Genomic DNA, 21,335 nt, shown 5'->3' with positions numbered 1-21,335 from the left:
GAACCCCGCCGGTGATTCGCGGCCAAATGGCCACGTTTGACCATCCGTGATTCGCCCCGCGGCCTCGTGCCGTGGCGGCCCGACTGGACCGAAGCACATGCCCGACATCGAGTGCGACGTTCTAATCGTGGGTAGCGGGATCGGTGGTCTAACCTCGGCCATTGCGGCCCGCATGGCTGGCCTGGAAGCTCTCGTGGTCGAACAGGACTTGCTGATCGGCGGGCCTTCCTCCGCCTCGAACGGCATGCTCTGGCTGCCAAACAACCCGCTTATGTTGCGTGAAAAAGTGCCCGATTCACGCCGGGCCGCACTCGATTATCTTGCCAATTTCGTGGATGATGGCGATCCCTCGTCCTGCCCCGAACGGCGCGCGGCCTTTGTCGACGGGGTCGCACCGCTCGTAGCACTCTATGAATCCCGCAACATTCCGCTGCACCTGTGCGAAGGCTACCCCGACCACTACGATACGCTCCCCGGCGGCCATGCTACCGGGCGAGCCGTTGAAACCGAGGTGATCGACGCCGAGAAGCTCGGAACCTGGAAACGCCGCATTCGACCGCAAAGTTACCCGATCCCTGCCCGCGCATCGGAATGGGCGCGGCTCGGTCGCACCGAATCCACATGGGACGGACGCATCGGGGCTGCCAGACTGCGCTGGCGCAGTCTGGCAGCCCGAGTTCGGGCGCAGAACCTGCTGTCCGCCGGAGCCGCCTTGCAGGCACGGCTTTTGCTTGCTGCACTGCAACTTGGCGCCAGAATCAGTACGCGCACCGCGCTGCTCTCACTGGAATATAGCAACAGCCGTGTCTGCGGCGCGATGATCGATTGCGACAGCTGGCATCGCCGCGTCCATGTACGTCATGGTGTAGTGATCGCCACCGGACGCATTCCCCAGCCCTCGCCGTTACCGATTGCCGATGGCGATGCCGTTACAGGGATGCTCGGCCTCGGCGCGGGCACGGGCTGGATGAACGAGGACTGGCGCTTCCTCAGGCTTGCATCCGAACAGGCGCGCCCCGCGACCACCGTGCTGACTGCTCTGGGCAAGCCTCATCTGATCGTTGTCGGACGTGACGGACGTCGTTTCGTCGACGAAGCCGCCCCTCCGATGGAAGTTGGCAGCGCGAGCCTCGCTCAAGAAAAAGCCTCGGGCACCGCTCCCGCGGCATGGGCGATCTTCGATACTCGCCACCGCTCTCGCTATCGCTTCGGACCGATCGCACCGGGGCGCATTCCCCGGCAACGCCTGCAGGACGGCAGCCTGGTCCGCGCAGCAACGCTCGATGTGCTCGCCCGCGAATGCGGGATCGATCCCACCGGACTGGAGACCACGATCAACCACTGGAACGTCATGGCGGGCCGCGGCATCGACGACGATTTCAGGAAAGGCGCATCATCCTACGACCGCTATCACGGCGACCCCGCTCACGGCCCCAACCCCTGCATGGGACCGATTTCACGAGGACCGTTCTATGCCGTGCCGCTCAGGGCGGAAAGTCTGGGGACATGCGGCGGCGTTACCGTTGATCCTTTCGCACGCGTGACAAGGATCGATGGAACACCCATTTCAGGCCTATATGCCATCGGTGGCTGCACCGCGCCGCTCTCTGGTCCCCACGACGTCGCCCCTGGCTTCGCGGCTGGCGTAGCCGCCGTGTTCGGGATGATTGCGATACGCAACATGGTCAGTTAGGCGGACGAACGAAAGCCAATCACCAGCCACCGGGTTCCCCGCTTGCGTAGTCCTTCCTTCAATTCGGTATCGCAGGCCCGCCTCTTATGGTCGATAGCCTTGCCCGCGATGCTCACCAACGTGGCAACCGCGCTGTTCGGGCTAGCAGACATGTGGGCGATCGGACGCCTTGGCGACGCTCCCGCGCAAGGTGCTGTGGAACTCGGCGCCAAGTTCATGATGGCACTGCTCAATGTGTTCAACTTCCTGCGCACCAGCACCGTTGCGCTAACCGCGCAAGGTGCTGGCCGAGGTAGCACCCGTGCACAGGCAGAAACCCTTGCCCGAGCTCTTGCAGTCGCACTCGGCATCGGAACGGTCCTGCTGCTCGCGATGCCCCTCGCGATCCCTTTTGGCCTTGACCTGCTAGGCGCCAAAGAGGCCCTTCGCGAAAGCGCGCGGCACTACATCGCCATCCGCTACTGGGCCGCTCCCTTATGGCTGGGCAATTGCGCGTTGGTTGGATGGCTGATCGGCCAACGCCTGGTGCGTCACGTGCTCGTCGTCGAAGTCACCGCCAACCTGCTGCATGTCGCGCTCGACATGCTGCTGGTTCTGCTTGCCCACTGGGGGGTCGCCGGGGTTGCTATTGCCACGCTCACTTCCGAATGCTTCAAGTTTATAGTGCTCGGCATTCTGGTGCTGCGCCGTTCGGACGGGCGAGGCGCACTCACATCGTTCGCGGCGCGAACGACATGGCGCCGCCGCGAACTGGCAGCCCTGTTCGCCCTCAATCGTGACCTGTTCCTGCGGACGCTGCTCCTGACCGCCGCGATGCTGCTGTTTGCACGGAGCGGCGCTCAGGATGGGCCGGTGACCGTGGCGGCCAACGGCATCCTGTTCCAACTCTTCATGCTGGCCGCATTGATCCTTGATGGCTTCGAAAGCGCAGCACAAGTTCTCTGCGGCGAAGCCCTCGGAGCCCGCGAGCGCACACGCTTCGACAAAGCCGTCCGATCAGCCATGCTGTGGGCCGGCGCTGCCGCATTGGCCATGACTCTTGCTTACGCGGTGGGAGGTGAAGTTCTTGCCACGCGCTTCACCACCGACCCTGCAGTCGCGGCTCTAAGTGCAACTTACGTACCCTGGCTCGCCGTCTTGCCGCTGGCCGGCTTTACGTCCTTCGTCCTCGACGGCGTATTTGTCGGAACCGGCTGGACACGGGCTATGCTGGGCACGATGGCCCTGGCGCTGGCGGGCTATGTCTTGCTGCTCTGGTTGCTCCACCCGCTTGGCAATGCCGGACTGTGGAGTGCCTTCACGGTCTTTTTCCTGCTGCGCGGGGCAGGACAGCTCGTCCTGATACCCCGTAAGACGCGCAGCAGCTTCAGCACCTCCTGAAAACCACCGTCAGGTTATTGGCGGGCATCTCGACCACCCGGTCAAGGACAAGGCCATGCCCAACTGCCACTTTGGCGACATCTTCCAGATAGCGCAGCCCCCATTCCGGATTGCGGCGCTTCAGGTCCTCATCAAACGCGGCATTTCCCGGTTCGATTGCATGACCTTCCCGGCGATAGGGACCGTAGAGTACCAGCGGAGCGCCCTGAGACAAGAGGCGCCCCGCACCTGCCATCAATCCAAGCGTTGCCGACCATGGGCTGATGTGGATCATGTTGATGCAGACCAACGCATCCGCGCTCTCCAGCGGCCATGGCGCAGCCGCTGCATCAAGAGCAATCGGGACCATCAAGTTGGGCAGCCCCTCCGCCTCGCGCCATGCGGCGATAGAAGCGCGGGCATTGGTGTCAGGATCGCTCGGTTTCCAGAAGAGTCCCGGCAAAAATCTAGAAAAGTAGACCGCATGTTCGCCAGTGCCTGCAGCGATCTCGAGTACAGTGCCCGACGTGGGTAGCACCTCGCGCAGCACGGCCAGAATGGGATCGCGATTACGCATCGCAGCCGGAGCATAGCGACGGTCGGAATGTGACGAGCCGGACATGCCTGACGGGTTATCCCCGCCCGATCAATCCCACAAGTCGAGCGGTCCACCATCGCCGGTTCCGTTGGCCGGCGGAGAATCAAGCGGGACCTCGCAGAGTGTTTCGCTGTCGTCGAGGAAATGACGAAAGCGCAGGTTGATCGCTTCCAGGTTGATGCGGCGCATCTCTGTCGCACTGAAGCCTGCACTGAGAATGGCCGACAACGCACGCTGCTTCTGGGAAATCAGATCGATCGCCTGAAGCTCGCGAATGTGCCCTGCCGCGAAACCCTCGTCCCGACACAATACTTCGCCCAGGGCCTCGATCTCGCCGGCAAGCTCGGTCAAGACTTCGGCCATAGCCAGGAAGCGGGGTTCAAGCAGCCTCGGGGCCAGAAAGCGCGATTCGTGGATCATGGCTCAGGCCGCCGCCAACGCATCCCCGGATGTCCCCAATGTCTGGAGGTCAAGCACCATGACCATGTGCTCGTCTATCGCCACCAGCCCCTCGAGGAATGGGATCACCCCGTCCTGTCCGGCACTGGGCGGCGCCTGCAAGGTCTCGGAATGAAGCGCGACGATGTCCGACACCGAATCCACGATCAAACCCTGCGACTGCCCATTGACCTGACAGACAATGATGGCGTGGCGCGGCGTGGCCTCGGTCGGCGTCCAGCCCAGCCGGGCAGCAAGATCGATCACCGGCAATACCGTACCGCGCAAGTTGACCACGCCTGCCACGTAATGCGGGACACGCGGCATCGGCGTTACCGGGGTCCAGGCGCGGATCTCGCGGATCGCCATGATGTCGAGCGCGAAGATCTGGCCGGCGACTTCGAAGGTGATGAGTTCGCGGTGCATGACCGAGGCCTCCTTCAGTGGGCGACGCGGCGGACCGCCGCGACGAGCTTGTCAGTGTCAAATGGCTTGACGATCCAACCGGTTGCGCCTGCTGCTCGCGCGCGGGCCTTCTTCTCGTCCGAACTCTCGGTTGTGAGTACCAGGATGGGGCGATCGCGATGTCGGGTACCACCGCGGACCTGCTCGATCAGGCCAAAGCCATCGAGACGCGGCATGTTGATGTCTGTTATGACGACATCGACTTCGTTCAGTGCCAGCCATTCCAGCGCAGAAACGCCATCGTCGGCCTGCGACACGTCGAAGCCGTTGTTCGACAACGCATGATTGAGCAGCGCCCGCATGGATGCGCTATCGTCAACGGTCAGGACTCGGGTGGTCTTGGACATCGGATCCTCATTTTTCCTTGAAACAGATCGACCCTTAAAACAGTTCGACTTCGCCGCGCGGTTCCCGCCGGACCACCGGCTGGACAGCCACTTCCGGAGCCTCGGCAACGGTTCGGCAACGCACGAGGCCGGATGCCGGTCGAAAATCGACACGGCGCGCGCACGTACCGCCGAGATCCTCACGCATCAGCTCGATGCGCTCTCGGACCAGGAAACCCCGCGCGAATTCAGCATTGGCGGTGCCGATCCGTTGCATGCCCGCGCGGATGTTCGCGCCTCCGTACAGATGGGCTCGTAGCCGCTCCTTGCGGGCACCATAGGCGAGCATCTCGTTGATCAGCATCTCCATGAGGTAAACCCCATAGTGGACATCGACCTCCCCCCGCGCGTGCGTAGCGGGCGGCTCGGAAAGCAGAAAATGGTTCATGCCGCCCAGTTCGATCACCGGATCATAGAGGCACGTCGCCACGCACGAACCCAAGACCGTACTGAGTTCCACCTTGGGGCCCGCACTGACCCTGAACTGCCCCTGCAGCACCGTAAGGTGGGTACTCGCGGGTGAATTTGCAGATGCCATCTTGTCATGCCGCCTTGTTGAGGGCGTGGCCGGCAATCCGGTCAACCGGGGCCACTACATTTGCCGCGCCGAGCGAAATCGCCACGCGCGGCATCCCGAACACCGTGCAAGTGCGTTCATCCTGCGCAATCGTATGCGCGCCGGCCTGACGCATGGCCAGCAACCCCCGCGCACCGTCCTGTCCCATGCCGGTAAGAAGTATGCCGACCGCCTCAGCCCCCACGACCTGTGCCACCGAGGCGAACAGGGCATCGACGCTCGGGACATGACCGCTGATCGGTTCGCCGCGCCGCATCTTCCCCAGCAGCGTGCTTCCGTCCCGATCGAGCTTCACAGTCAAATGGCAACTGGCGGCGGCGGCAAGATAGACATTTCCAGCCAACAAGGGCGTATCCATGTCGGCAGCCTGGACGTGCGCCGGGCAGGCCAGATCGAGCGTCCGGGCAATAGCCGGAGCAAAGCGCGGGTTGACGTGCTGGACGATCACGGTCGGCGGACAATCGATCGGGAAGCCTCCCAGCACGACCTGCAATGCCTCCACACCGCCCGTCGAGGAGCCGATCGCGATCAACCGGGTTTCGCGCCGGATCGAGAGCCGACTTTCAGCGGCCACCACGGAAGCCGCGCCAACTCGGACATCCCGCGGCCGCTGCTCCGGCCTCGATTCGATTCGAGCATCGAAACGCACTTGCGCCGCATCGCGGATCAGATCCGCCAGTTCCCCGCCGTCCTGCAACGCCAGCTTGCCGCCGGGATCGTACTTCGCATAACAATTGACTGCCCCGAGCGCGAGTGCACGGGCCGTCACCTCGTTACCGTCCTGGGTGGCGCCCGACACCACGATCACCGGGGTCGGACGCAAGGCCATGATCTTTTCGAGAAAGTCGAGCCCGTTCATGCCTGGCATCTCGATGTCGAGCGTCACCACGTCGGGATCGAGCTGCTTGATAAGAGCCCTCCCCTCGGCTGCATCGGAAGCGGTGCCAACAACCTCGATGTCACCCTGCTCGCGCAGCCTCGACATCAGGATCGCCCGCATGGTCGGCGAATCGTCGACGATGAGAACCCTGATGCTCACGCCGCGCTCCTCTGGTAGATGGTTGGACCGACCAGCCTAAGCACCTGCGTTGCCGGACCCGTCACGCGCTCGGAATGGCCGATGTAGAGAAAGCCTCCCGGCTGCAGGGCCTGGGCATAGCGGGCAACAAGCCGCTCCTTGGTTTCGTTGTCGAAGTAGATCATCACGTTGCGGCAGAAGATCGCATCAAAGCGCCCCTTCATCGGCCACTCGCCTTGCAGGTTGAGTGTCCGGAATCGCACCAATGCACGCGCGGCATCGGCGATGCGGACCTGCCCGCCGCTCGACGCACTCCATGCCGACCGTAGCGCGGTCGGCACCGGGTCGAGATCCCCCGCCGCATATGTCGCCGCCTCGGCCTTTGCCAGCGCGTGAGGAGCGATGTCGCTCGCCAGCAACACGAAATCACGCCGGGCCATGTCAAGGCCGGCACTCCGGTCGCTGCCCAGCATGGTCATCACGATCGACCACACTTCCTCACCGCTCGAACATCCCGCCGACCATAGGCGCACCGGCTGCCCGGCGCGCAAGCATTCGATCGCATGGGGCCGGACATGCTCGGCAAGATGCTCGAAGTGGTGCGCTTCACGATAGAAGAAGGTGTGATTGGTGGTCAGCGCGGCCACCGCACGCCCCATCTCGGTGCTGTCTGCGCGCATCATTTCGACATAGCGCGCAAAGCTGATCGCGCCCGTCTCGCGCACCAGGGGAGCAAGACGCGAATAGACCAGCATCGACTTGCGCTGCGAGAGCACGATGCCCACCGCGTCATAGACGATCTTGGCGATCGCCGCGAAATCGGCGTCCCCATAGATGTCCGGGCTGACCCCGGGGACCTGTTCGGTCGCCGTTGCCATAGCGTTCATGCGACCTGCCTCTCATGACCGGCGCGATCCTGGGCGGGCAGAGCGCAGGCGACCAGACCATCGACATCGACAATCAGCGCCACCCGGCCATCGCCGAGGATGGTCGCACCTGCCACGCCTTCCACGGGCCGAAAATTAGTGGCGAGACTTTTGATGACGAACTGGCGCTGGTCCTGGATATCATCGACCAGCAAGGCTGCCTGGCCCGCGCTTTCGGTATCGACAACGATGAGCACCCCCTGCTCTGGATGCCCGGCAAGCCTATCCTCCGAACCCATCTGGGCACCAAGTGCCTCCCGCAGGGAAATGACCGGGATGAAGCGGCCACGCACGTTGAGCATCGCCTGGCTCGATCCCAAACCCTGCACATCATCCGGCGACGGCCGCAAGCTTTCCACCACATGAGCAAGCGGGACCACCAGCGTCTGGTCGCAGACATTGACTATCATGCCATCGGAAATTGCCAGCGTAAGCGGGAGCGTCAGGATGAAAGCCGTCCCCTTGCCCGGATTGCTTTCAATCGTGATACGCCCGCCCAGATCCTTCACGTTCTGACGCACGACATCCATGCCGACCCCGCGCCCGGAGATATTCGAGACGACCTGCGCAGTGGAGAACCCTGGCGCGAAAATCAGGTTGTCGATCTCTTCGGCGGAAAGCTGTGCATCGGCACTGACGATGCCCTTCTCGATCGCCTTGGCCAGAACCCGCTCGCGGTTGATCCCGGCGCCATCGTCGGCAATCGAAATGAGGATGCGGCCGGCACGGTGTTCGGCCGAAAGGGTCAGCGTACCCTCCGGTGACTTGCCCGCGGCGATGCGCGCTTCGGCAGTCTCGATGCCGTGATCAACCGCGTTGCGGATGAGGTGGGTCAGCGGCTCACCGAGTCGCTCGATCACCGTCTTGTCGAGTTCCGTGGTTTCGCCGAAGACGTCCAGCTTTACATGCTTGCCCGTCGAAGCCGCGAGGTCCCGTAAGATGCGAGGCACACGGCTGAATACGCTGCCAATCGGCTGGGCTCGGATCGACATTGCGCTTTCCTGGATGTCGCGCGTCAGGCTCTCGAGCAGCGAGAGTTCCTCGCTGGCATTGATCGTCACCCCTTCAAGGCGCTGGACCAGCATGGCCTGGGCAATCACCAGTTCGCCGACGAGATCGATCAGCCGATCAAGCTTGAACAGGTCGATGCGGATCGATTGACCTGCCCCGGATACCGGAGCAGCTCCCCCAGCAGGAGCAGTGGCAGGGGGCGCTGCAGCAGTTGCCGCTGGTTCGACCGCCGGCGGCGGGACTGCTGACGCAACCTGCGTTTGCACGGGCGGCGAAACAGGGGCTGGCTGGCTGGCAACCGAATCAGCTACCGATGCCCCCCCTGCCTCCGCAGGCGTGCCATCCGCAGCCTCGGCCGCGGCGGTCCCGACTTCCGCAGGATCGGTGGTCGGATCCAGTTCGGTCGAAGCAACAGCGCCTTCGGCCCCATCATCGCCGAACGTCACCGCGCAGTCATCACCGATGAAATCGAAGATGTCGCGCACCGCATCTTCACTCACCTCGGCGGGCATCGCAAAGGTCCAAGCGAGATATCCTTCGGCGATATCGAGACTGTCGAGCGGGGGAACCTGCGAAACGTCGCAGGCAGCCACACGCCCGCCGAGCGAGGCGACTTCGCGCAGCATGAGCAGCGGCTCGCTTCCGTTGCGCATGGCTCCGGCGCGCGGGCGTACCTGTACATGCCAGCTGGCCGGCTCGACCGCTCCGCCTGCGACGGTCGCGCTGGCGGAAACATCGAATCCACCGGTCAGATCGTCGAGCAGCGAATCGAGGTCGATGCCGAAATCATCGTCGGTGCCGGAAGAACTCGTGGATGCGGGTTCAGGCTCGGGATCGGGCTCGGCGGCTGCCACATGCGCAGCGCCCGCACCGTTCGCCGCCATCGCACCTTCCATCTCGACGATCAGCGCCGCATCGGCGGGTGCATCCCCGCCCTCCCGCGCAGCCTCGACGTGATCCGCCAGCGTGTCGAGCGCACGCAGCAGGAGATCGACCAGCTTCGGGTCGATCGGCACCAGGCCCTCACGCACGTCGGACAGCAGCGTCTCAAATGTATGGGTATAGGCCTGAAGTGCGCCAAAACCGAAAGCGCCGGCACCGCCCTTGATCGAATGAACCCCGCGAAACACCGCGTTCACGGTATCCGAATCGTGTGTACCCGCCTTGCACGCCGCGAGCCCCGCTTCGGCGGCAGCCAGCGACTCCTCGCATTCAGCGAAGAATATCTGCTGGATTTCTTCGGGACTCACAGCGCGGCCTCCTCAAAGAGTTCGGACTCCAGGCCCGTCAGTTGCACGGCATCGAGCAGAGCCGGGGACGCAGTGATCACCGCCCCGCCGCCGCTTCGCCGCGCCGAGACGAGCAGTTGCAGCACGGCCTGACCGACATGCTCGACCCCGCTGCCATCGATGCTGATGGGCTGAAGACCCACGGCTGCCACGAACTCCGGCAACAGCACTTCGGCTGCGGCCCGGTCGCAACGGGCGGGAAGAACTATCCCAGCCCCACTTGCCTCGCAGATCGCTGTCATCGACATTTCCTCGTCGCATTGCCCCACATCGTCTTCTTCCAAGCAGGAAGATAACGGGCTCGACGCCGTTCTATGCCCAGCCATACCAACGGTGCGTTGTGCGCATTCTCAGTCGAAGTCCTTATCTCCGTTAAGGAAATTGGTCGGCTAATCGGCGGTATCGGCATGGTGAGAAATCTTAGGAAGAAGGCGAAACCCGATGCATGACGCCCGCGTACTCGTGGTCGACGATTCAGCAGCGATGCGCGCGTTGTTCTGCGACGTCCTGGAGCAGTCCAAGAACGTCGTCGTCGTCGGAACCGCCGCAAGCGCCGCCGAGGCCCGCAGCCAGATCGCCCAACTACAGCCCAATGTCGTGACGCTTGACGTCGAGATGCCGGGGATGAGCGGAATCGAATTCCTCGAAGAGATCATGAGCACCAACCCGATGCCGGTGGTCATGCTCTCCGCCCTTACTCAAAGCGGCACGGAAACCTCACTCAAGGCCTTCGAACTGGGGGCGGTAGAGTGCTTTCCAAAGCCGCTCAAAGCCACACCCGAACAATTCGCCAAGACGGTCGGCAAACTGGGCAAGGTGGTCGTCGCCGCAGCCAATTCGAACGTGCGCGACCGCCCCCGCCATCGCGGCCCCAAGGCCGAAAGCACCGAGGGCTATACGCCCAATGGCAAGATCGCCGCTTTCAGTACATCCATGGGCGGCGTCGACGCCTTGACCGAAGTGCTCGGCCACTATCCAAAGAATTGCCCACCCACAGTCATCATTCTTCAGACCGAACCAGCCCTCGCCGAAATGTTCATCGCCCGTGCCAACAAGGATTGCGCATGCGCTATCAAGGCTGTCGCCGATGGAGCGGAACTGGTGGCGGGAACGGTCCATATTGCGTTCGATCCCGGGAAACACGTCATCGTGGAGCCGGGTAGCCCGCCGAAGCTGCGGACGGTCGAGCGCGAACCGGTCGAAGGCTTCCGCCCTTCCGCAACGCTGCTGTTCGGCACTATCGCGCGCGGCGGACTTTCCGCCATCGGCGCGGTGTTGACCGGAATGGGCGAGGATGGCGCAAAAGGTCTAAAACTCCTGCAGGCGGCGGGCTGCCGTACCCTCGCCCAGGACCGCGGAACGGCAACGGTACCACAGGCGCCCGCGGCTGCGGTCGAGGCGGGCGCGGTCGATGCCGAATTGAAGCTGGAAGAACTTGCGGCCGATATGCTGACCCAGTGCGGTACGGCGGAGGGTTAAGGCATCCACCTTTCCTACGCGCCGGCCCGCTCCCCCTCCCGGCCTCCCATACGGGATGGAATCTGGGAGGTCGCCGCAGGCTCGTCGCAAATGCGACAAGCGCACCCTACAAAAAAGCCGCCGACGCCGAGGGATAGGGGAGGCGTCGGCGGCTCGCCGGTCGGTGGGCGGACGGGTTAATGTCCGCCCGAGGCCGGCTTCGCACCGCGAGGCGGACGCGGTGCAATCCAGATCGTGCAGGCTGCGATGAACAGCAGCATCGCGCACAGGGCGAAGACGTGGACCGTGCCCAGCGCCGTGCCCTGCCCTTCGACAAGGTTGGCCAGAGTCTGCCGCGCCTGCGCCAGCGAGAACCCGGCCGCCTGAAGCTGCTCCATCGTCTGCTGCGCGCCGTTCATCGAGGCTGCCATGTCGGCACTGTTGGTGCGCGACATGTCTTCCCAGGTGGTCGTCACCAGAGCCGTGGCGATGGCGCTGGCAAGGGTGCGGCCGAAGTTGGCGATACCCGCCGCGCCCGCCGTCTCGTCCGGATCGACCGAAGCGAGGCTGATCGTGGTGAGCGGCACCATGAACAGCGACACGCCGACACCCTGCACAAGCTGCGGCCAGGCAATCGTCCAGAACGCCACGTCGGTGGACCAGCTGGTGCGGAAGATGGCGACCATGCCGATCCACGAAATACCCAGAAACACCAGCAGGCGCGGATCGAAGCGCTGCATCAGCTTGGGCACGAAGGGCGATGCGAAGACCGCCAGCACGCCGGAGAAGGCCATGGCCTCACCCGCCTGCGTCGCGGTGTAGCCCATCGAGGCCTGCAACCACTGCGGGATCACCACGACCGAGGCGAAGTAGGTGCCGAAGGCGATGGTGAGCGAGAACGTCGCCGCCGAGAAACCGCGATGACGGAATACCTTCAGGTCCACCACCGGGTGATCCTCGGTCAGTTCCCAGATCACGAAGGCGATGAAGAAGATCACCGCGATCACCGCCAACGCGACGATGAAGGGCGAACCGAACCAGTCATGCTCGCGCCCGAGGTCGAGCATCATCTGGAACGCCGCCACCCATGCGATCAGCAGGCCGAGGCCGACGACATCGATCGGCAGCTTGCGGGTGGGCGTCTCGATCCCGCGCAGGATCGTGAACAGGCCGAAGAAGACCAGCGCCACGATCGGCACGTTGATGAAGAAGATCCACTCCCACGACCAGTTGTCGGAGATGTAGCCGCCGACGATCGGGCCCGCGATAGGCGCCGTCACGACCGTCATCGCCCACATCGCCATGGCGCGAGGGTGCATGTGCTTGGGGAAGATCCGCAACAGCAGCGTCTGCGTCAGCGGCATCAGCGGGCCGCCGCAGAAGCCCTGCCCCAGACGGAACAGCACCAGCAGCGGGAACGTATGCGCGATACCGCAGAGCGCGGAGAACACGCCGAAGCCGATCAGCGAGAGCAGGAACACGCGCAAGGAACCGAAGCGCCCTGCGAGCCAGCCCGTAAGCGGCACGCAGATCGCCTCCGCCACGGCGTAGGACGTGATCGCCCAGGTGCCGTTCGACACCGATACCCCGAGCCCGCCCGAGATGTGCGGGATCGAGACGTTGGCGATCGTCATGTCGAGCACGACGACAAAGTTGGCCATCGCCAGCAGGAAGCCCGCGATCAGCAGCTTCGCCCCGGCGAAAGTCGGCCCCTCGGACGCCCCGGCAGCAGCAGGGGGAGCGCCTGCCATCAGTCAGCGTCCGTCAGTTCGACTTCCGCGTCCATCGACAGGCCGATGCGCAGCGGATGCTCCTGCAGTTCCTTGGGATCGAGTTCGATGCGCACCGGCAGGCGCTGCACCACCTTGATCCAGTTGCCGGTCGCGTTCTGGGCCGGGATCAGCGCGAAAGCGGCGCCGGTGCCACCGGCAAAGCCGATGACCTTGCCGTGATACTTGACCTTGGAACCGTAGAAGTCCGAGGTCAGCGTGGCCTTCTGGCCGGGGCGCACGTTGCCGAGCTGCGTTTCCTTGAAATTCGCATCGACATAGAGCTGGCCGACCGGAACCACGGTCATCGCCACATTGCCGGCCTGGACCTTCTGGCCCACCTGAATGGCGCGCTTGGCGATCACGCCGTCGATCGGCGCGCGCACGATGGTGCGTTCAAGATCGAGCTTGGCCTGATCGACCTTGGCCTGGGCCTGGCGGATCTGCGGCGCGGTGCTGAGCGTGGTGCCCTGGGTAATGGCGACCGAGGCGTCTTCCTGACGGCGGGCGCTGACGGCAGCAGCTTCCATCTGGGCAAGCATCGCGCGGGCTTCGCCTTCCGCAGCCTTGGCCGAAGCCAGAGCTTCGCGCGCGGTGGTCAGGTCTTCAGCGGAAACCGCACCCGAACCGACCAGAGCGGCACGGCGGCCGTAATCGGCCTGCGCCTTGGTCAGCGTTGCCTGCGCGGAAGCCAGCTTGGCCTTTGCCGAGGCGATCTGCGCGTCGCTGGCGTCGGCCGAAGCCCCCAGCGCCCGGTTGTTGGCGAGCGACTGGCCATAAGTGCGCTGCGCCGAAGCCAGTTCGGCCTCGGCCTGTTCAAGCGCGATGCGCTGGTCGGCATCCTCGATGCGGAACAGCAGTTGGCCCTTCTTCACCGGCTGCGTGTCGGTGACCAGCACTTCGACCACGCGGCCCGAAGTGAGCGGCGTCACCTGCGCATTGTCACCGCCGACATAGGCATTGTCGGTAGAGACCGAACGGCTGCCGATGAAGACATCGTAGGCGCCGTAAAGCACCGCAACGCCGATCACGGCGGCGCCAAGGCCCAGCAGCAACGGCTTGCGGCGGTTCTTTCCCAGCACGCTGGCATCTCCAGCGTTTCCTGCGGGCGAACCCTGCGCTTCGTCAGTCATTTTCAGGGGCCTTCTTGCTGGAATTGTCTTCGTAACCGCCGCCGAGCGCGCGCTTGAGCGCGACGTCTTCGGAAAGCGTCCGGAAATGGGCGTCGACCGCCTGCTGGCGCGCGTCGAGCGCGGTGGTCTGTGCCGTCAGCGCATCGAGGTAATTGCCGATGCCGCCATGATAGCGCTGGAACGCAAGGTCCTGCGCGCGGGCAGACTTGGCCGCCGCATCGGCAGCGGCGCTTTCCTGATCCTGCGCGGCATTGCGGCTTGCCAGCGCGTCGGCGACGTCCTGAAGCGCGCCGATCACGGTGGAGTTGTAGCTTGCCACCGCCTCATCGTAGCTGCCGCGCGCCTGGGTATAATCACCCTTGAGGCGGCCGCCTTCGAAGATCGGCAGGCTGATCGCCCCCGTGGCATTGCCATAAGTCGAGCCGGTCTTGATCAGGTTCGACAGGCCAAGCGACTGGAGCCCGATCAGGCCCGAGAGCGAGATGTCCGGCATGAACGCCGCCTTGGCAACGCCGATACGCTTGTCCGCCGCTTCCGCACGCAGACGAGCCGCGACGATATCGGGGCGACGGCCGACAAGGCCGATCCCGGCATCGGCGGGCAGCGCCGCAACCGGGATCGCGGTGATGGCGGTGGGATTGATCGACAGGCCGCGATCGGGGCCGGCGCCCAGCAGCGCGGCCAAGGCATGGCGGCGCAGCAGGATCTGCTCATCGTTTTGCGACAGCGCGACCCGGGCCGAGGCCGCGAGGGCCTCGGACTGGCGCAGCGGCGCTTCCTGATCGAGGCCCTGACGCACGCGCTGGCCGGTCAGATCCACCAATGTCTCGCGCGCCTTGAGCGCATCCTTCAGCGCCTCGCCCCGCGCGATCAGGCGGGCAAGGTCGAAGTACGAGGACACCACGTTGGACGAGATCATCAGCTCGGCCTGACGGGCATCGGCCTCGGCAGCCATGCGCTCCGACGTGGCGGCGGCCAGCTGCTTGCGGTTCTTGCCCCAGAGGTCGAGATCGAAATCGCCCGAGAGCGCCAGATCGCCGGTGCTGTTCCAGCCCTTGGGAACGTAGGCCTTGGGGAAGCCATTGTTGTAGCTCTGCTTGGTCATGCCGCCGGAGCCCTGTCCATTCAGGCTCGGCAGGGTCGCGGCGCCCGCCACCTGGGCTGCGCCGCGCGCCTGCAGGATGCGGGCCTGCGCAGAGGCGACATCCGGCGAGCCTGCAAGGGCTTCGGCCACCAGCGCATCGAGCTGCGGATCGCCATAAGCGGTCCACCACTGCTGCTGCGGCCACTGGGCGGCCTCAGCCGCCGAAAGTGACTGGCTGCTTTCCAGCGTTGAAGGAGCCCGCATCTGCGGCTTCGGCCCAAGGTCGGGCACCGCGCAGGCGGACAGCGAAAGGCCGACGGCCAGCATCGATGCTGCCGCGACTCGGGGAAGTGTGATCGTACTCATCAGTACAGTTTTTATCGACCTCGGCCTTGCCCCTGTCAATCCAAAAGTGTACTATGCAGTACTATGACAGCATGTACGGGTAAGAGAGAGCTCAACAAGGCGAAGAAGCGTGCCGAGATCGTCGAGGTTGCGACGCGCTCGTTTTTCGGCCGGGGTTATGGCGCTACCAGCATGTCGGCCATTGCCGACGAACTGGGCGGATCGAAGGCGACGCTGTGGGCGCACTTCTCCTCGAAGGAGGACCTGTTCGCGGCGGTGGTCGACAACAAGGTCGAGACTTTTTCCCAGGACGTGGACGAAGTGCTGACCGGGCAGGTATTCTCCTTTCCGGCGCTGCGGCGCGCATGCCTGCGCTTCCTCGATTGCCTGCTGCGCGAGAATTCGGTGCAACTGTTCCGTCTCGTCGTCAGCGAAGGCGAACGTTTCCCCGAAATCAACGAGATGTTCTACGAACGCGGCCCCTTCAAGTTCCGCGCCTGCGTGACCAGCTTCTTCGAAACCCGCTTCTCGCACGAAGAGGCGGAGCGGCTGACGCTGATGACCGTGTCGGCCATGATCGGCTATCGCTCGGACGTGCTCATGCGCCCGGAACGCCCCACCCTGCGCGACCGTGAGGCTTTCGTCGACATGATGATCGGCCTGATCGACTGGCCCCGCGCCCTGCCGAGCGAAGCGCTACCGGCCTGAGATCGCGCAGGCGACGCTGTCCGCCACGCGCGCCTTGGCGGCAGCGAGCGGATCGTCTTCGCCCAGCATTGCGAAAGTGCCATTGAGTGCGAAGAAGCAGTGCCCGTGGACGCTTGCCAGCAGCGAGCGCGCCAGCGGCACGGCCCTTTCACGAACGCTCACGGGCAGGACCGCGGCGATCTCGCGCACGATCACGCCGGTGATGGTGGCCACTTTCTCGCGGTAGAACGCGGGCGATTCGCTGCCGTCGGGCAGGCGGAAGTCGTAAAGCGCGGTCCAGGCGTGGCGATGGCCCAGTGCGAAATCGAAATAGGCACCGATCGCTGCGTCAAGACGCGCAGCACCGTCCTCGCAAGCCGACAGCCGCGCCTCCAGAAAGGCGATCCACATATCGAGCGTGCGGCCGTTGACCTCTACCATCAGCGCGTCCAGCGAGCCGAACACGTTGTAGATCGTGCCCACCGAATAGCCGACCTGCTTGGCCACCTCGCGCGCGGAAAACCGCACAAAACCCACCTCAGACAGCAGGGCATGCCCCTGCGCCACGAAGAGTTCGCGCAATTCCTCGCGGCTGTGATCCGATCGCCGTCCCATTCATGCCCTCATTCGATTGCAGGACCAGATAGTCGATAAAATTGAACGATGTCTAATTTTTAAATTGAACGGCGATCAATTAAATGCCACCTCTACCCTCACGACGATGATGTGACATGATTCGTTGCTGAGGACCGGCGGGTGGCTCACACCGTTAACCGCCCGCAAAGTCTTTGAAGTCCAAGCAGTCCCATCAAAAGGGGGAATACGGGCGTGGCGGCACCAGACTTTTCATTGCTTACCAAGCGGCGTTTCGCGCCGATGTTCTGCGTCCAGTTCCTGGGCGCCTTCAACGACAACCTGCTGAAGTACGCGATGCTGCTGCTGGCCAACTATGGCCTGCTGCGCGATGCGCCGGACAAGGCGGGGATGCTGTCGGTGGTGGCGACGGGGCTGTTCACGCTGCCCTATTTCCTGTTCTCGGCCCTTGCCGGCCAGATTGCCGACCGGATCGACAAGGCCAAGCTCGTCCGCTGGATCAAGCTGGCGGAAGTGGGGATCATGGGTCTCGCGCTGATCGGCTTCGCGTGGGAATCGATCACGGTCCTGCTCGCCAGCCTGTTCCTGATGGGCCTGCATTCCACCGTGTTCGGCCCGGTGAAATATTCGATCCTGCCGCAGCATCTTGGCGAGCGCGAAGTCATGGGCGGCACCGGCCTGATCGAGGCGGGTACCTTCCTTGCCATTCTGGGCGGCCAGTTGCTGGCCGGACAGGTCCTGCCATGGGAAGCCGGCCTGGTCGCCATGGGCCTTGCCGTGCTGGGCTGGCTGGCCGCGCAGGCAGTCCCCGCCGCCCCGCCCAGCCGCGATGGGCACCCGATCGACTGGAACATCGCGCGCGGTACTTGGGCCGTGTTGGTCGCCGCCCATCGCGGGCGCGGGGTCTGGCTCGCCGTGCTGGGCATCAGTTGGTTCTTTACGGCGGGTGCGATCCTGCTGACCGAGTTCGTCCCGCTCGTCTCCGACACGCTGCAGGCGCAAAAGGAAGTGGCGACGCTGTTCCTCGTCGTCTTCTCGGTGGTCATCGCGCTGGGTTCGATGACGGTGAACCGCATGCTGAAGGGCGAAGTTTCCGCTCGCTACGTGCCGGTCAGCGCCCTGATGCTCGCGATCGGCCTGATCGACCTCTGGCTTTCCACCCGCGCCTTCACCCCCACGGTGATCGACGCCGACGTGCGCCAGTTCGTTTCAAACCCCCAGTCCTGGAAGATCTTCGTCGACCTCGTGATCATCGCCTTCTCCGGCGGGATGTTCATCGTGCCGCTCTACGCGATCCTCCAGATCCACTCGGCGCCCGAGGAACGCTCGCAGGTGATCGCCGCCAACAATATCCTTAACGCGGGCATGACCGTGGCTGCGGTGGGCATTGTGGCGGTGCTGCTGGGCAGCGGCGTCAGCGTGCCCGGCGTGATCGGCGTGCTGGGCTTCGCGACGCTGGTGGTTGCGGTGATCTCGATCTGGCTGCTGCCCGAAACGCTGTTCAAGGCGGTGATCCGCACGGTCCTTCGGATGCTCTACCGCGTGGAAGTGACCGGCATCGAGAACATGCCGAAGCCTGGCGAACCCGCCGTCGTCGTCGTCAACCACCTCTCCTACCTCGACGGTGTGCTGCTGGGCGCGTTCCTGCCCGGCAAGCCGACGTTCGCGGTTCACACCGCGATTGCCAAGAGCTGGTGGATCCAGCCCTTCCTCAAGCTGTTCCGCGCATTTCCGGTCGATCCCACCAACCCGATGGCGGCCAAGGCGATGGTCCGCGCGGTGAAGGAAGGCCGAACGCTGGTGATCTTCCCCGAAGGCCGCATCACCGTGACCGGCGCGCTGATGAAGGTGTTCGACGGCCCCGGCATGGTCGCCGACAAGGCCGACGCACCGATCGTCCCCGTCCGCCTCGACGGGCCGCAGTACACGCCCTTCTCCCACCTCAAGGGCAAGGTCCGCCAGCGCTGGTTCCCCAAAGTCTCGATCGAAGTGCTGCCCGCGCGCCGGTTCTCGATTGAGGGCGAGATGACCGCACGCCAGCGCCGCGCCATCGCCGGTCGCCGTCTCTATGACGAGATGAGCCGGATGATCTTCGACACCAGCCACACGGACAGCACGCTGTTCGCCGCGCTCTGCGAAGCCCGCGCAATCCACGGCGGCAAGACCAAGGTGGTGGAAGACATCAAGCGCACGCCGCTGGCCTATAACCGCCTGATTCTGGGCGCCGAGCTGCTGGGCGAACGGCTTGCCTATCGCACGCGTCCGGGCGAAGCCGTGGGTCTGCTGCTGCCAAACGTCAGCGGCGTCGCCCTTGCCTTCTTCGCGCTTCAGGCCGAGGGGCGTGTACCCGCCATGCTGAACTTCACAGTGGGTCAGGCCAGCCTCGTGTCCGCCTGTGCCACCGCGAAGATCGAAACCGTCGTCACCGCACGCGCCTTCGTCGAACAGGGCAAGCTCGAACCCGTGATCGCCGCGCTGGAGGCAAACGGTCGCAAGGTACTCTACCTCGAAGACCTGGCCGCAGAGATCGGCACCGCCGCCAAGCTCTGGCATATGCTGACCGGCCGCCTTGCCGCCAGCCGTCATGCCCGCCGCAAGGTTTCACCCGATGCACCGGCGGTGATCCTGTTCACCTCAGGCTCGGAAGGCGCGCCCAAGGGCGTGGTGCTCAGCCATCGCAACCTGCTGTCCAACTGTGCGCAGCTTGCGGCGCGGATCGACTTCAACCCTGCCGATGTGGTGCTGAACGCGCTGCCGGTGTTCCACTCCTTCGGCCTGACCGGCGGCACCCTGCTGCCGCTGCTGAACGGCATTCGCACCGTGTTCTACCCCAGTCCGCTGCACTACCGCATCGTGCCCGCGCTCGCCTACGACGCCAATGCCACGATCCTGTTCGGCACCGACACTTTCCTCTCCGGCTATGCCCGCATGGCGCACAGCTACGACTTCTACTCGCTGCGCTACATCTTCGCGGGCGCGGAGAAGGTGCGCGAGGAAACCCGCCGCACGTATGCCGACAAGTTCGGCCTGCGTATCCTCGAAGGCTATGGCGCCACCGAGTGTGCGCCGGTGATCGCCGTGAATACGCCGATGCACTTCAAGGCGGGCACCGTCGGCCGGATGCTGCCGGCGATGGAAACGCGGCTCGAACAGGTGCCCGGCATCACCGAGGGCGGTCGTCTCTACGTGCGCGGACCGAACGTCATGGCCGGCTACCTGCTCGCCAGCGAACCCGGCGTGCTCCAGCCGCCCGTCGAGGGTTGGCACGACACCGGCGATATCGTCACCATCGACGAGACCGGCTTCGTCACCATCCGCGGCCGCGCCAAGCGCTTTGCCAAGATCGCGGGTGAAATGGTCTCGCTACCGGCCGTGGAAGGTTATGCCGCGAAGGTCTGGCCCGATGCGGAAAGCGCCGTGGTCACTCGCCCCGACGCCAGGAAGGGCGAGCAACTGGTGCTCTATACCACGGCCAGGGGCGCCGATCACAAGGCGCTGCAGGAATGGGGCCGCGCCAACGGCGTTGGCGAACTGATGATTCCGCGCGAGATCCGCGTGCTGGACGCCCTGCCCGTGCTGGGTACGGGGAAGCTGGACTACGTGACGCTGAACGAGATGGCGAAAGCCTGATCCGGCGGGAACCAGGCCCCTGACCCAACCTCGTCGCCCCCGCGAAGGCGGGGATGACGGGGTTTGTGTGGGAACGTCGGGTACCATCGCCAACGGTTGCCGCGCCCTTCCCGCCGGTTTAAAGGCGCGGACATGACTCTCGCCCCCATCCTCGTCGTCACCACCGGCGGCACGTTCGACAAGCAGTACTTCGACGCGCTGAGCGAATACCAGATCGCCGAAAGCGTCATCGAAAAGCTGCTCAAGACCTCGCGCGTGGCCCATCCGTTTCGCGTGGTCGAACTGCTCCGCAAGGACAGCCTCGAACTCACCGACGAGGATCGCGCCCTCATCCGCGCCACCATCGCCGCGGCGCCCGAAAGCCACGTGGTCATCACGCACGGCACTGACACCATGACCGACACCGCCAAGGCGCTGGAAGGTCTGGAAGGCAAGACGGTGGTGCTGACCGGCGCCCTCGCCCCCGCGCGCTTTGCCGAAAGCGACGCAACCTTCAACCTTGGCATGGCCTTCGCCTGCTGTCAGTCTGCACAGCCCGGCGTGTGGATCACCATGAGCGGGTCGGTGTTCGACGGGCTCAAAGTGCGCAAGGACCGCGACGCAGGCAAGTTCGTCGCGATCTGAGCGCTCACCCTGTAAAATCCGCTCTGCAATCGTTGCGAGTCCCTCGCATTACGGGAATAGACGGAAGTACTCCTTCGTGAGCCGCAAACGGCCTAGGTCCAAAGTATGACGCTGGAGGTTCATTCCCCGCGTCGCTGAAGAACGCGAAACGACCTCCCGGTCGCACCGCCTGATCCTTCCCGCTCCCGGGAAAGGACTGGCGATCTGCATGGGAGGTCGTGTGACGATTACTGTCGATAGCCTGGCCGAAA

The 21,335-nt window shown here is 64.4% G+C and carries 19 protein-coding genes; 6 read left to right on the top strand and 13 right to left on the bottom strand.

The window, feature by feature from the left end:
• The first annotated feature begins 97 nt into the window (after positions 1-97).
• Entirely contained in the window at positions 98-1,693 is a 1,596-nt protein-coding gene (locus OKA11_RS04465) for an FAD-dependent oxidoreductase (RefSeq protein ID WP_267219030.1), read from the top strand.
• A gap of 42 nt (positions 1,694-1,735) precedes the next feature.
• On the top strand, positions 1,736-3,073 hold the full coding sequence (locus OKA11_RS04460; RefSeq protein ID WP_267219028.1) for an MATE family efflux transporter: 1,338 nt from the start codon (positions 1,736-1,738) through the stop codon (positions 3,071-3,073).
• On the opposite strand, the gene OKA11_RS04455 is transcribed toward OKA11_RS04460, so the two are convergent.
• From OKA11_RS04455 to OKA11_RS04415, 9 genes are all read right to left on the bottom strand, one after another.
• Entirely contained in the window at positions 3,060-3,629 is a 570-nt protein-coding gene (locus tag OKA11_RS04455; protein WP_267219026.1) for a DUF938 domain-containing protein, read from the bottom strand. The genes OKA11_RS04460 and OKA11_RS04455 overlap by 14 nt on opposite strands.
• Before the next feature lie 69 nt (positions 3,630-3,698).
• A complete protein-coding gene (locus OKA11_RS04450; protein WP_267219025.1) occupies positions 3,699-4,070 on the bottom strand; it encodes a hypothetical protein in 372 nt (123 codons plus the stop codon).
• Between the two features lie 3 nt (positions 4,071-4,073).
• The gene (locus tag OKA11_RS04445) at positions 4,074-4,514 is read right to left on the bottom strand and encodes a chemotaxis protein CheW (RefSeq protein ID WP_142635001.1); all 441 of its coding nucleotides are present in this window, start codon (positions 4,512-4,514) and stop codon (positions 4,074-4,076) included.
• A gap of 14 nt (positions 4,515-4,528) precedes the next feature.
• Positions 4,529-4,900 carry a response regulator gene (locus tag OKA11_RS04440; protein WP_142635003.1) on the bottom strand — a complete coding sequence of 124 codons (372 nt, stop codon included), beginning with the start codon at positions 4,898-4,900 and terminating at the stop codon, positions 4,529-4,531.
• Between the two features lie 34 nt (positions 4,901-4,934).
• Entirely contained in the window at positions 4,935-5,477 is a 543-nt protein-coding gene (locus tag OKA11_RS04435; RefSeq protein WP_142635005.1) for a chemotaxis protein CheD, read from the bottom strand.
• 4 nt (positions 5,478-5,481) lie between these two features.
• Positions 5,482-6,555 (bottom strand): chemotaxis-specific protein-glutamate methyltransferase CheB, encoded by a 1,074-nt coding sequence (gene cheB / locus OKA11_RS04430; protein ID WP_267219023.1) that lies wholly within the window; start codon positions 6,553-6,555, stop codon positions 5,482-5,484.
• A complete protein-coding gene (locus tag OKA11_RS04425; protein WP_267219022.1) occupies positions 6,552-7,421 on the bottom strand; it encodes a CheR family methyltransferase in 870 nt (289 codons plus the stop codon). Before OKA11_RS04425 ends, cheB begins: the two co-directional genes overlap by 4 nt.
• Positions 7,418-9,721: a chemotaxis protein CheA gene (locus OKA11_RS04420; protein WP_267219021.1), complete on the bottom strand. Its 2,304-nt coding sequence runs from the start codon at positions 9,719-9,721 to the stop codon at positions 7,418-7,420. The genes OKA11_RS04425 and OKA11_RS04420 overlap by 4 nt, the downstream gene beginning before the upstream one ends.
• Positions 9,718-10,002: an STAS domain-containing protein gene (locus tag OKA11_RS04415; protein WP_267219020.1), complete on the bottom strand. Its 285-nt coding sequence runs from the start codon at positions 10,000-10,002 to the stop codon at positions 9,718-9,720. Before OKA11_RS04415 ends, OKA11_RS04420 begins: the two co-directional genes overlap by 4 nt.
• 199 nt (positions 10,003-10,201) lie before the next feature.
• Between OKA11_RS04415 and OKA11_RS04410 the strand changes: the two genes are divergently transcribed.
• Positions 10,202-11,239 (top strand): chemotaxis protein CheB, encoded by a 1,038-nt coding sequence (locus tag OKA11_RS04410; protein WP_267219019.1) that lies wholly within the window; start codon positions 10,202-10,204, stop codon positions 11,237-11,239.
• 176 nt (positions 11,240-11,415) lie between these two features.
• Here the strand turns inward: OKA11_RS04410 and OKA11_RS04405 are convergent, their stop codons facing one another.
• From OKA11_RS04405 to OKA11_RS04395, 3 genes are read right to left on the bottom strand one after another with little or no spacing between them, the layout of a single operon-like run.
• Positions 11,416-12,969 (bottom strand): DHA2 family efflux MFS transporter permease subunit, encoded by a 1,554-nt coding sequence (locus tag OKA11_RS04405; RefSeq protein ID WP_267219018.1) that lies wholly within the window; start codon positions 12,967-12,969, stop codon positions 11,416-11,418.
• The gene (locus OKA11_RS04400) at positions 12,969-14,120 is read right to left on the bottom strand and encodes an HlyD family efflux transporter periplasmic adaptor subunit (RefSeq protein WP_267219017.1); all 1,152 of its coding nucleotides are present in this window, start codon (positions 14,118-14,120) and stop codon (positions 12,969-12,971) included. Before OKA11_RS04400 ends, OKA11_RS04405 begins: the two co-directional genes overlap by 1 nt.
• On the bottom strand, positions 14,113-15,570 hold the full coding sequence (locus OKA11_RS04395) for an efflux transporter outer membrane subunit (protein WP_267219016.1): 1,458 nt from the start codon (positions 15,568-15,570) through the stop codon (positions 14,113-14,115). Before OKA11_RS04395 ends, OKA11_RS04400 begins: the two co-directional genes overlap by 8 nt.
• Before the next feature lie 63 nt (positions 15,571-15,633).
• On the opposite strand from OKA11_RS04395, the gene OKA11_RS04390 reads away from it, so the two are divergent.
• Positions 15,634-16,257, top strand: coding sequence for a TetR/AcrR family transcriptional regulator (locus OKA11_RS04390; RefSeq protein ID WP_267219015.1), 624 nt, complete (start codon positions 15,634-15,636; stop codon positions 16,255-16,257).
• Here the strand turns inward: OKA11_RS04390 and OKA11_RS04385 are convergent.
• Entirely contained in the window at positions 16,246-16,851 is a 606-nt protein-coding gene (locus tag OKA11_RS04385; protein ID WP_267219014.1) for a TetR/AcrR family transcriptional regulator, read from the bottom strand. The genes OKA11_RS04390 and OKA11_RS04385 overlap by 12 nt on opposite strands.
• Positions 16,852-17,064: 213 nt before the next feature.
• Here OKA11_RS04385 and OKA11_RS04380 point away from each other — a divergent pair, with 213 nt between their 5' ends.
• Positions 17,065-20,460 (top strand): acyl-[ACP]--phospholipid O-acyltransferase, encoded by a 3,396-nt coding sequence (locus OKA11_RS04380; RefSeq protein ID WP_267219013.1) that lies wholly within the window; start codon positions 17,065-17,067, stop codon positions 20,458-20,460.
• Between the two features lie 132 nt (positions 20,461-20,592).
• The gene (locus OKA11_RS04375) at positions 20,593-21,084 is read left to right on the top strand and encodes an asparaginase domain-containing protein (RefSeq protein WP_267219012.1); all 492 of its coding nucleotides are present in this window, start codon (positions 20,593-20,595) and stop codon (positions 21,082-21,084) included.
• Positions 21,085-21,335: the final 251 nt, after the last annotated feature.

It is taken from the genome of Novosphingobium clariflavum (assembly GCF_026420865.1).
Lineage (GTDB): Bacteria > Pseudomonadota > Alphaproteobacteria > Sphingomonadales > Sphingomonadaceae > Novosphingobium > Novosphingobium clariflavum.
Note: the sequence above shows the minus strand (reverse complement) of the source record. Positions and strands in the feature narration are given on the sequence as shown.

Bases quoted from the DNA above. Each gene is read 5' to 3' on its own strand.
- OKA11_RS04445 (WP_142635001.1), bottom strand. From the start codon at position 4,514: ATGCACCGCGAACTCATCACCTTCGAAGTCGCCGGCCAGATCTTCGCG.
- OKA11_RS04385 (WP_267219014.1), bottom strand. From the start codon at position 16,851: ATGGGACGGCGATCGGATCACAGCCGCGAGGAATTGCGCGAACTCTTC.
- OKA11_RS04425 (WP_267219022.1), bottom strand. From the start codon at position 7,421: ATGAACGCTATGGCAACGGCGACCGAACAGGTCCCCGGGGTCAGCCCG.
- OKA11_RS04395 (WP_267219016.1), bottom strand. From the start codon at position 15,570: ATGAGTACGATCACACTTCCCCGAGTCGCGGCAGCATCGATGCTGGCC.
- OKA11_RS04375 (WP_267219012.1), top strand. From the start codon at position 20,593: ATGACTCTCGCCCCCATCCTCGTCGTCACCACCGGCGGCACGTTCGAC.
- OKA11_RS04415 (WP_267219020.1), bottom strand. From the start codon at position 10,002: ATGACAGCGATCTGCGAGGCAAGTGGGGCTGGGATAGTTCTTCCCGCC.
- OKA11_RS04455 (WP_267219026.1), bottom strand. From the start codon at position 3,629: ATGCGTAATCGCGATCCCATTCTGGCCGTGCTGCGCGAGGTGCTACCC.
- OKA11_RS04390 (WP_267219015.1), top strand. From the start codon at position 15,634: ATGACAGCATGTACGGGTAAGAGAGAGCTCAACAAGGCGAAGAAGCGT.
- OKA11_RS04400 (WP_267219017.1), bottom strand. From the start codon at position 14,120: ATGACTGACGAAGCGCAGGGTTCGCCCGCAGGAAACGCTGGAGATGCC.
- OKA11_RS04465 (WP_267219030.1), top strand. From the start codon at position 98: ATGCCCGACATCGAGTGCGACGTTCTAATCGTGGGTAGCGGGATCGGT.
- OKA11_RS04450 (WP_267219025.1), bottom strand. From the start codon at position 4,070: ATGATCCACGAATCGCGCTTTCTGGCCCCGAGGCTGCTTGAACCCCGC.
- OKA11_RS04405 (WP_267219018.1), bottom strand. From the start codon at position 12,969: ATGGCAGGCGCTCCCCCTGCTGCTGCCGGGGCGTCCGAGGGGCCGACT.
- OKA11_RS04410 (WP_267219019.1), top strand. From the start codon at position 10,202: ATGCATGACGCCCGCGTACTCGTGGTCGACGATTCAGCAGCGATGCGC.
- OKA11_RS04440 (WP_142635003.1), bottom strand. From the start codon at position 4,900: ATGTCCAAGACCACCCGAGTCCTGACCGTTGACGATAGCGCATCCATG.
- OKA11_RS04435 (WP_142635005.1), bottom strand. From the start codon at position 5,477: ATGGCATCTGCAAATTCACCCGCGAGTACCCACCTTACGGTGCTGCAG.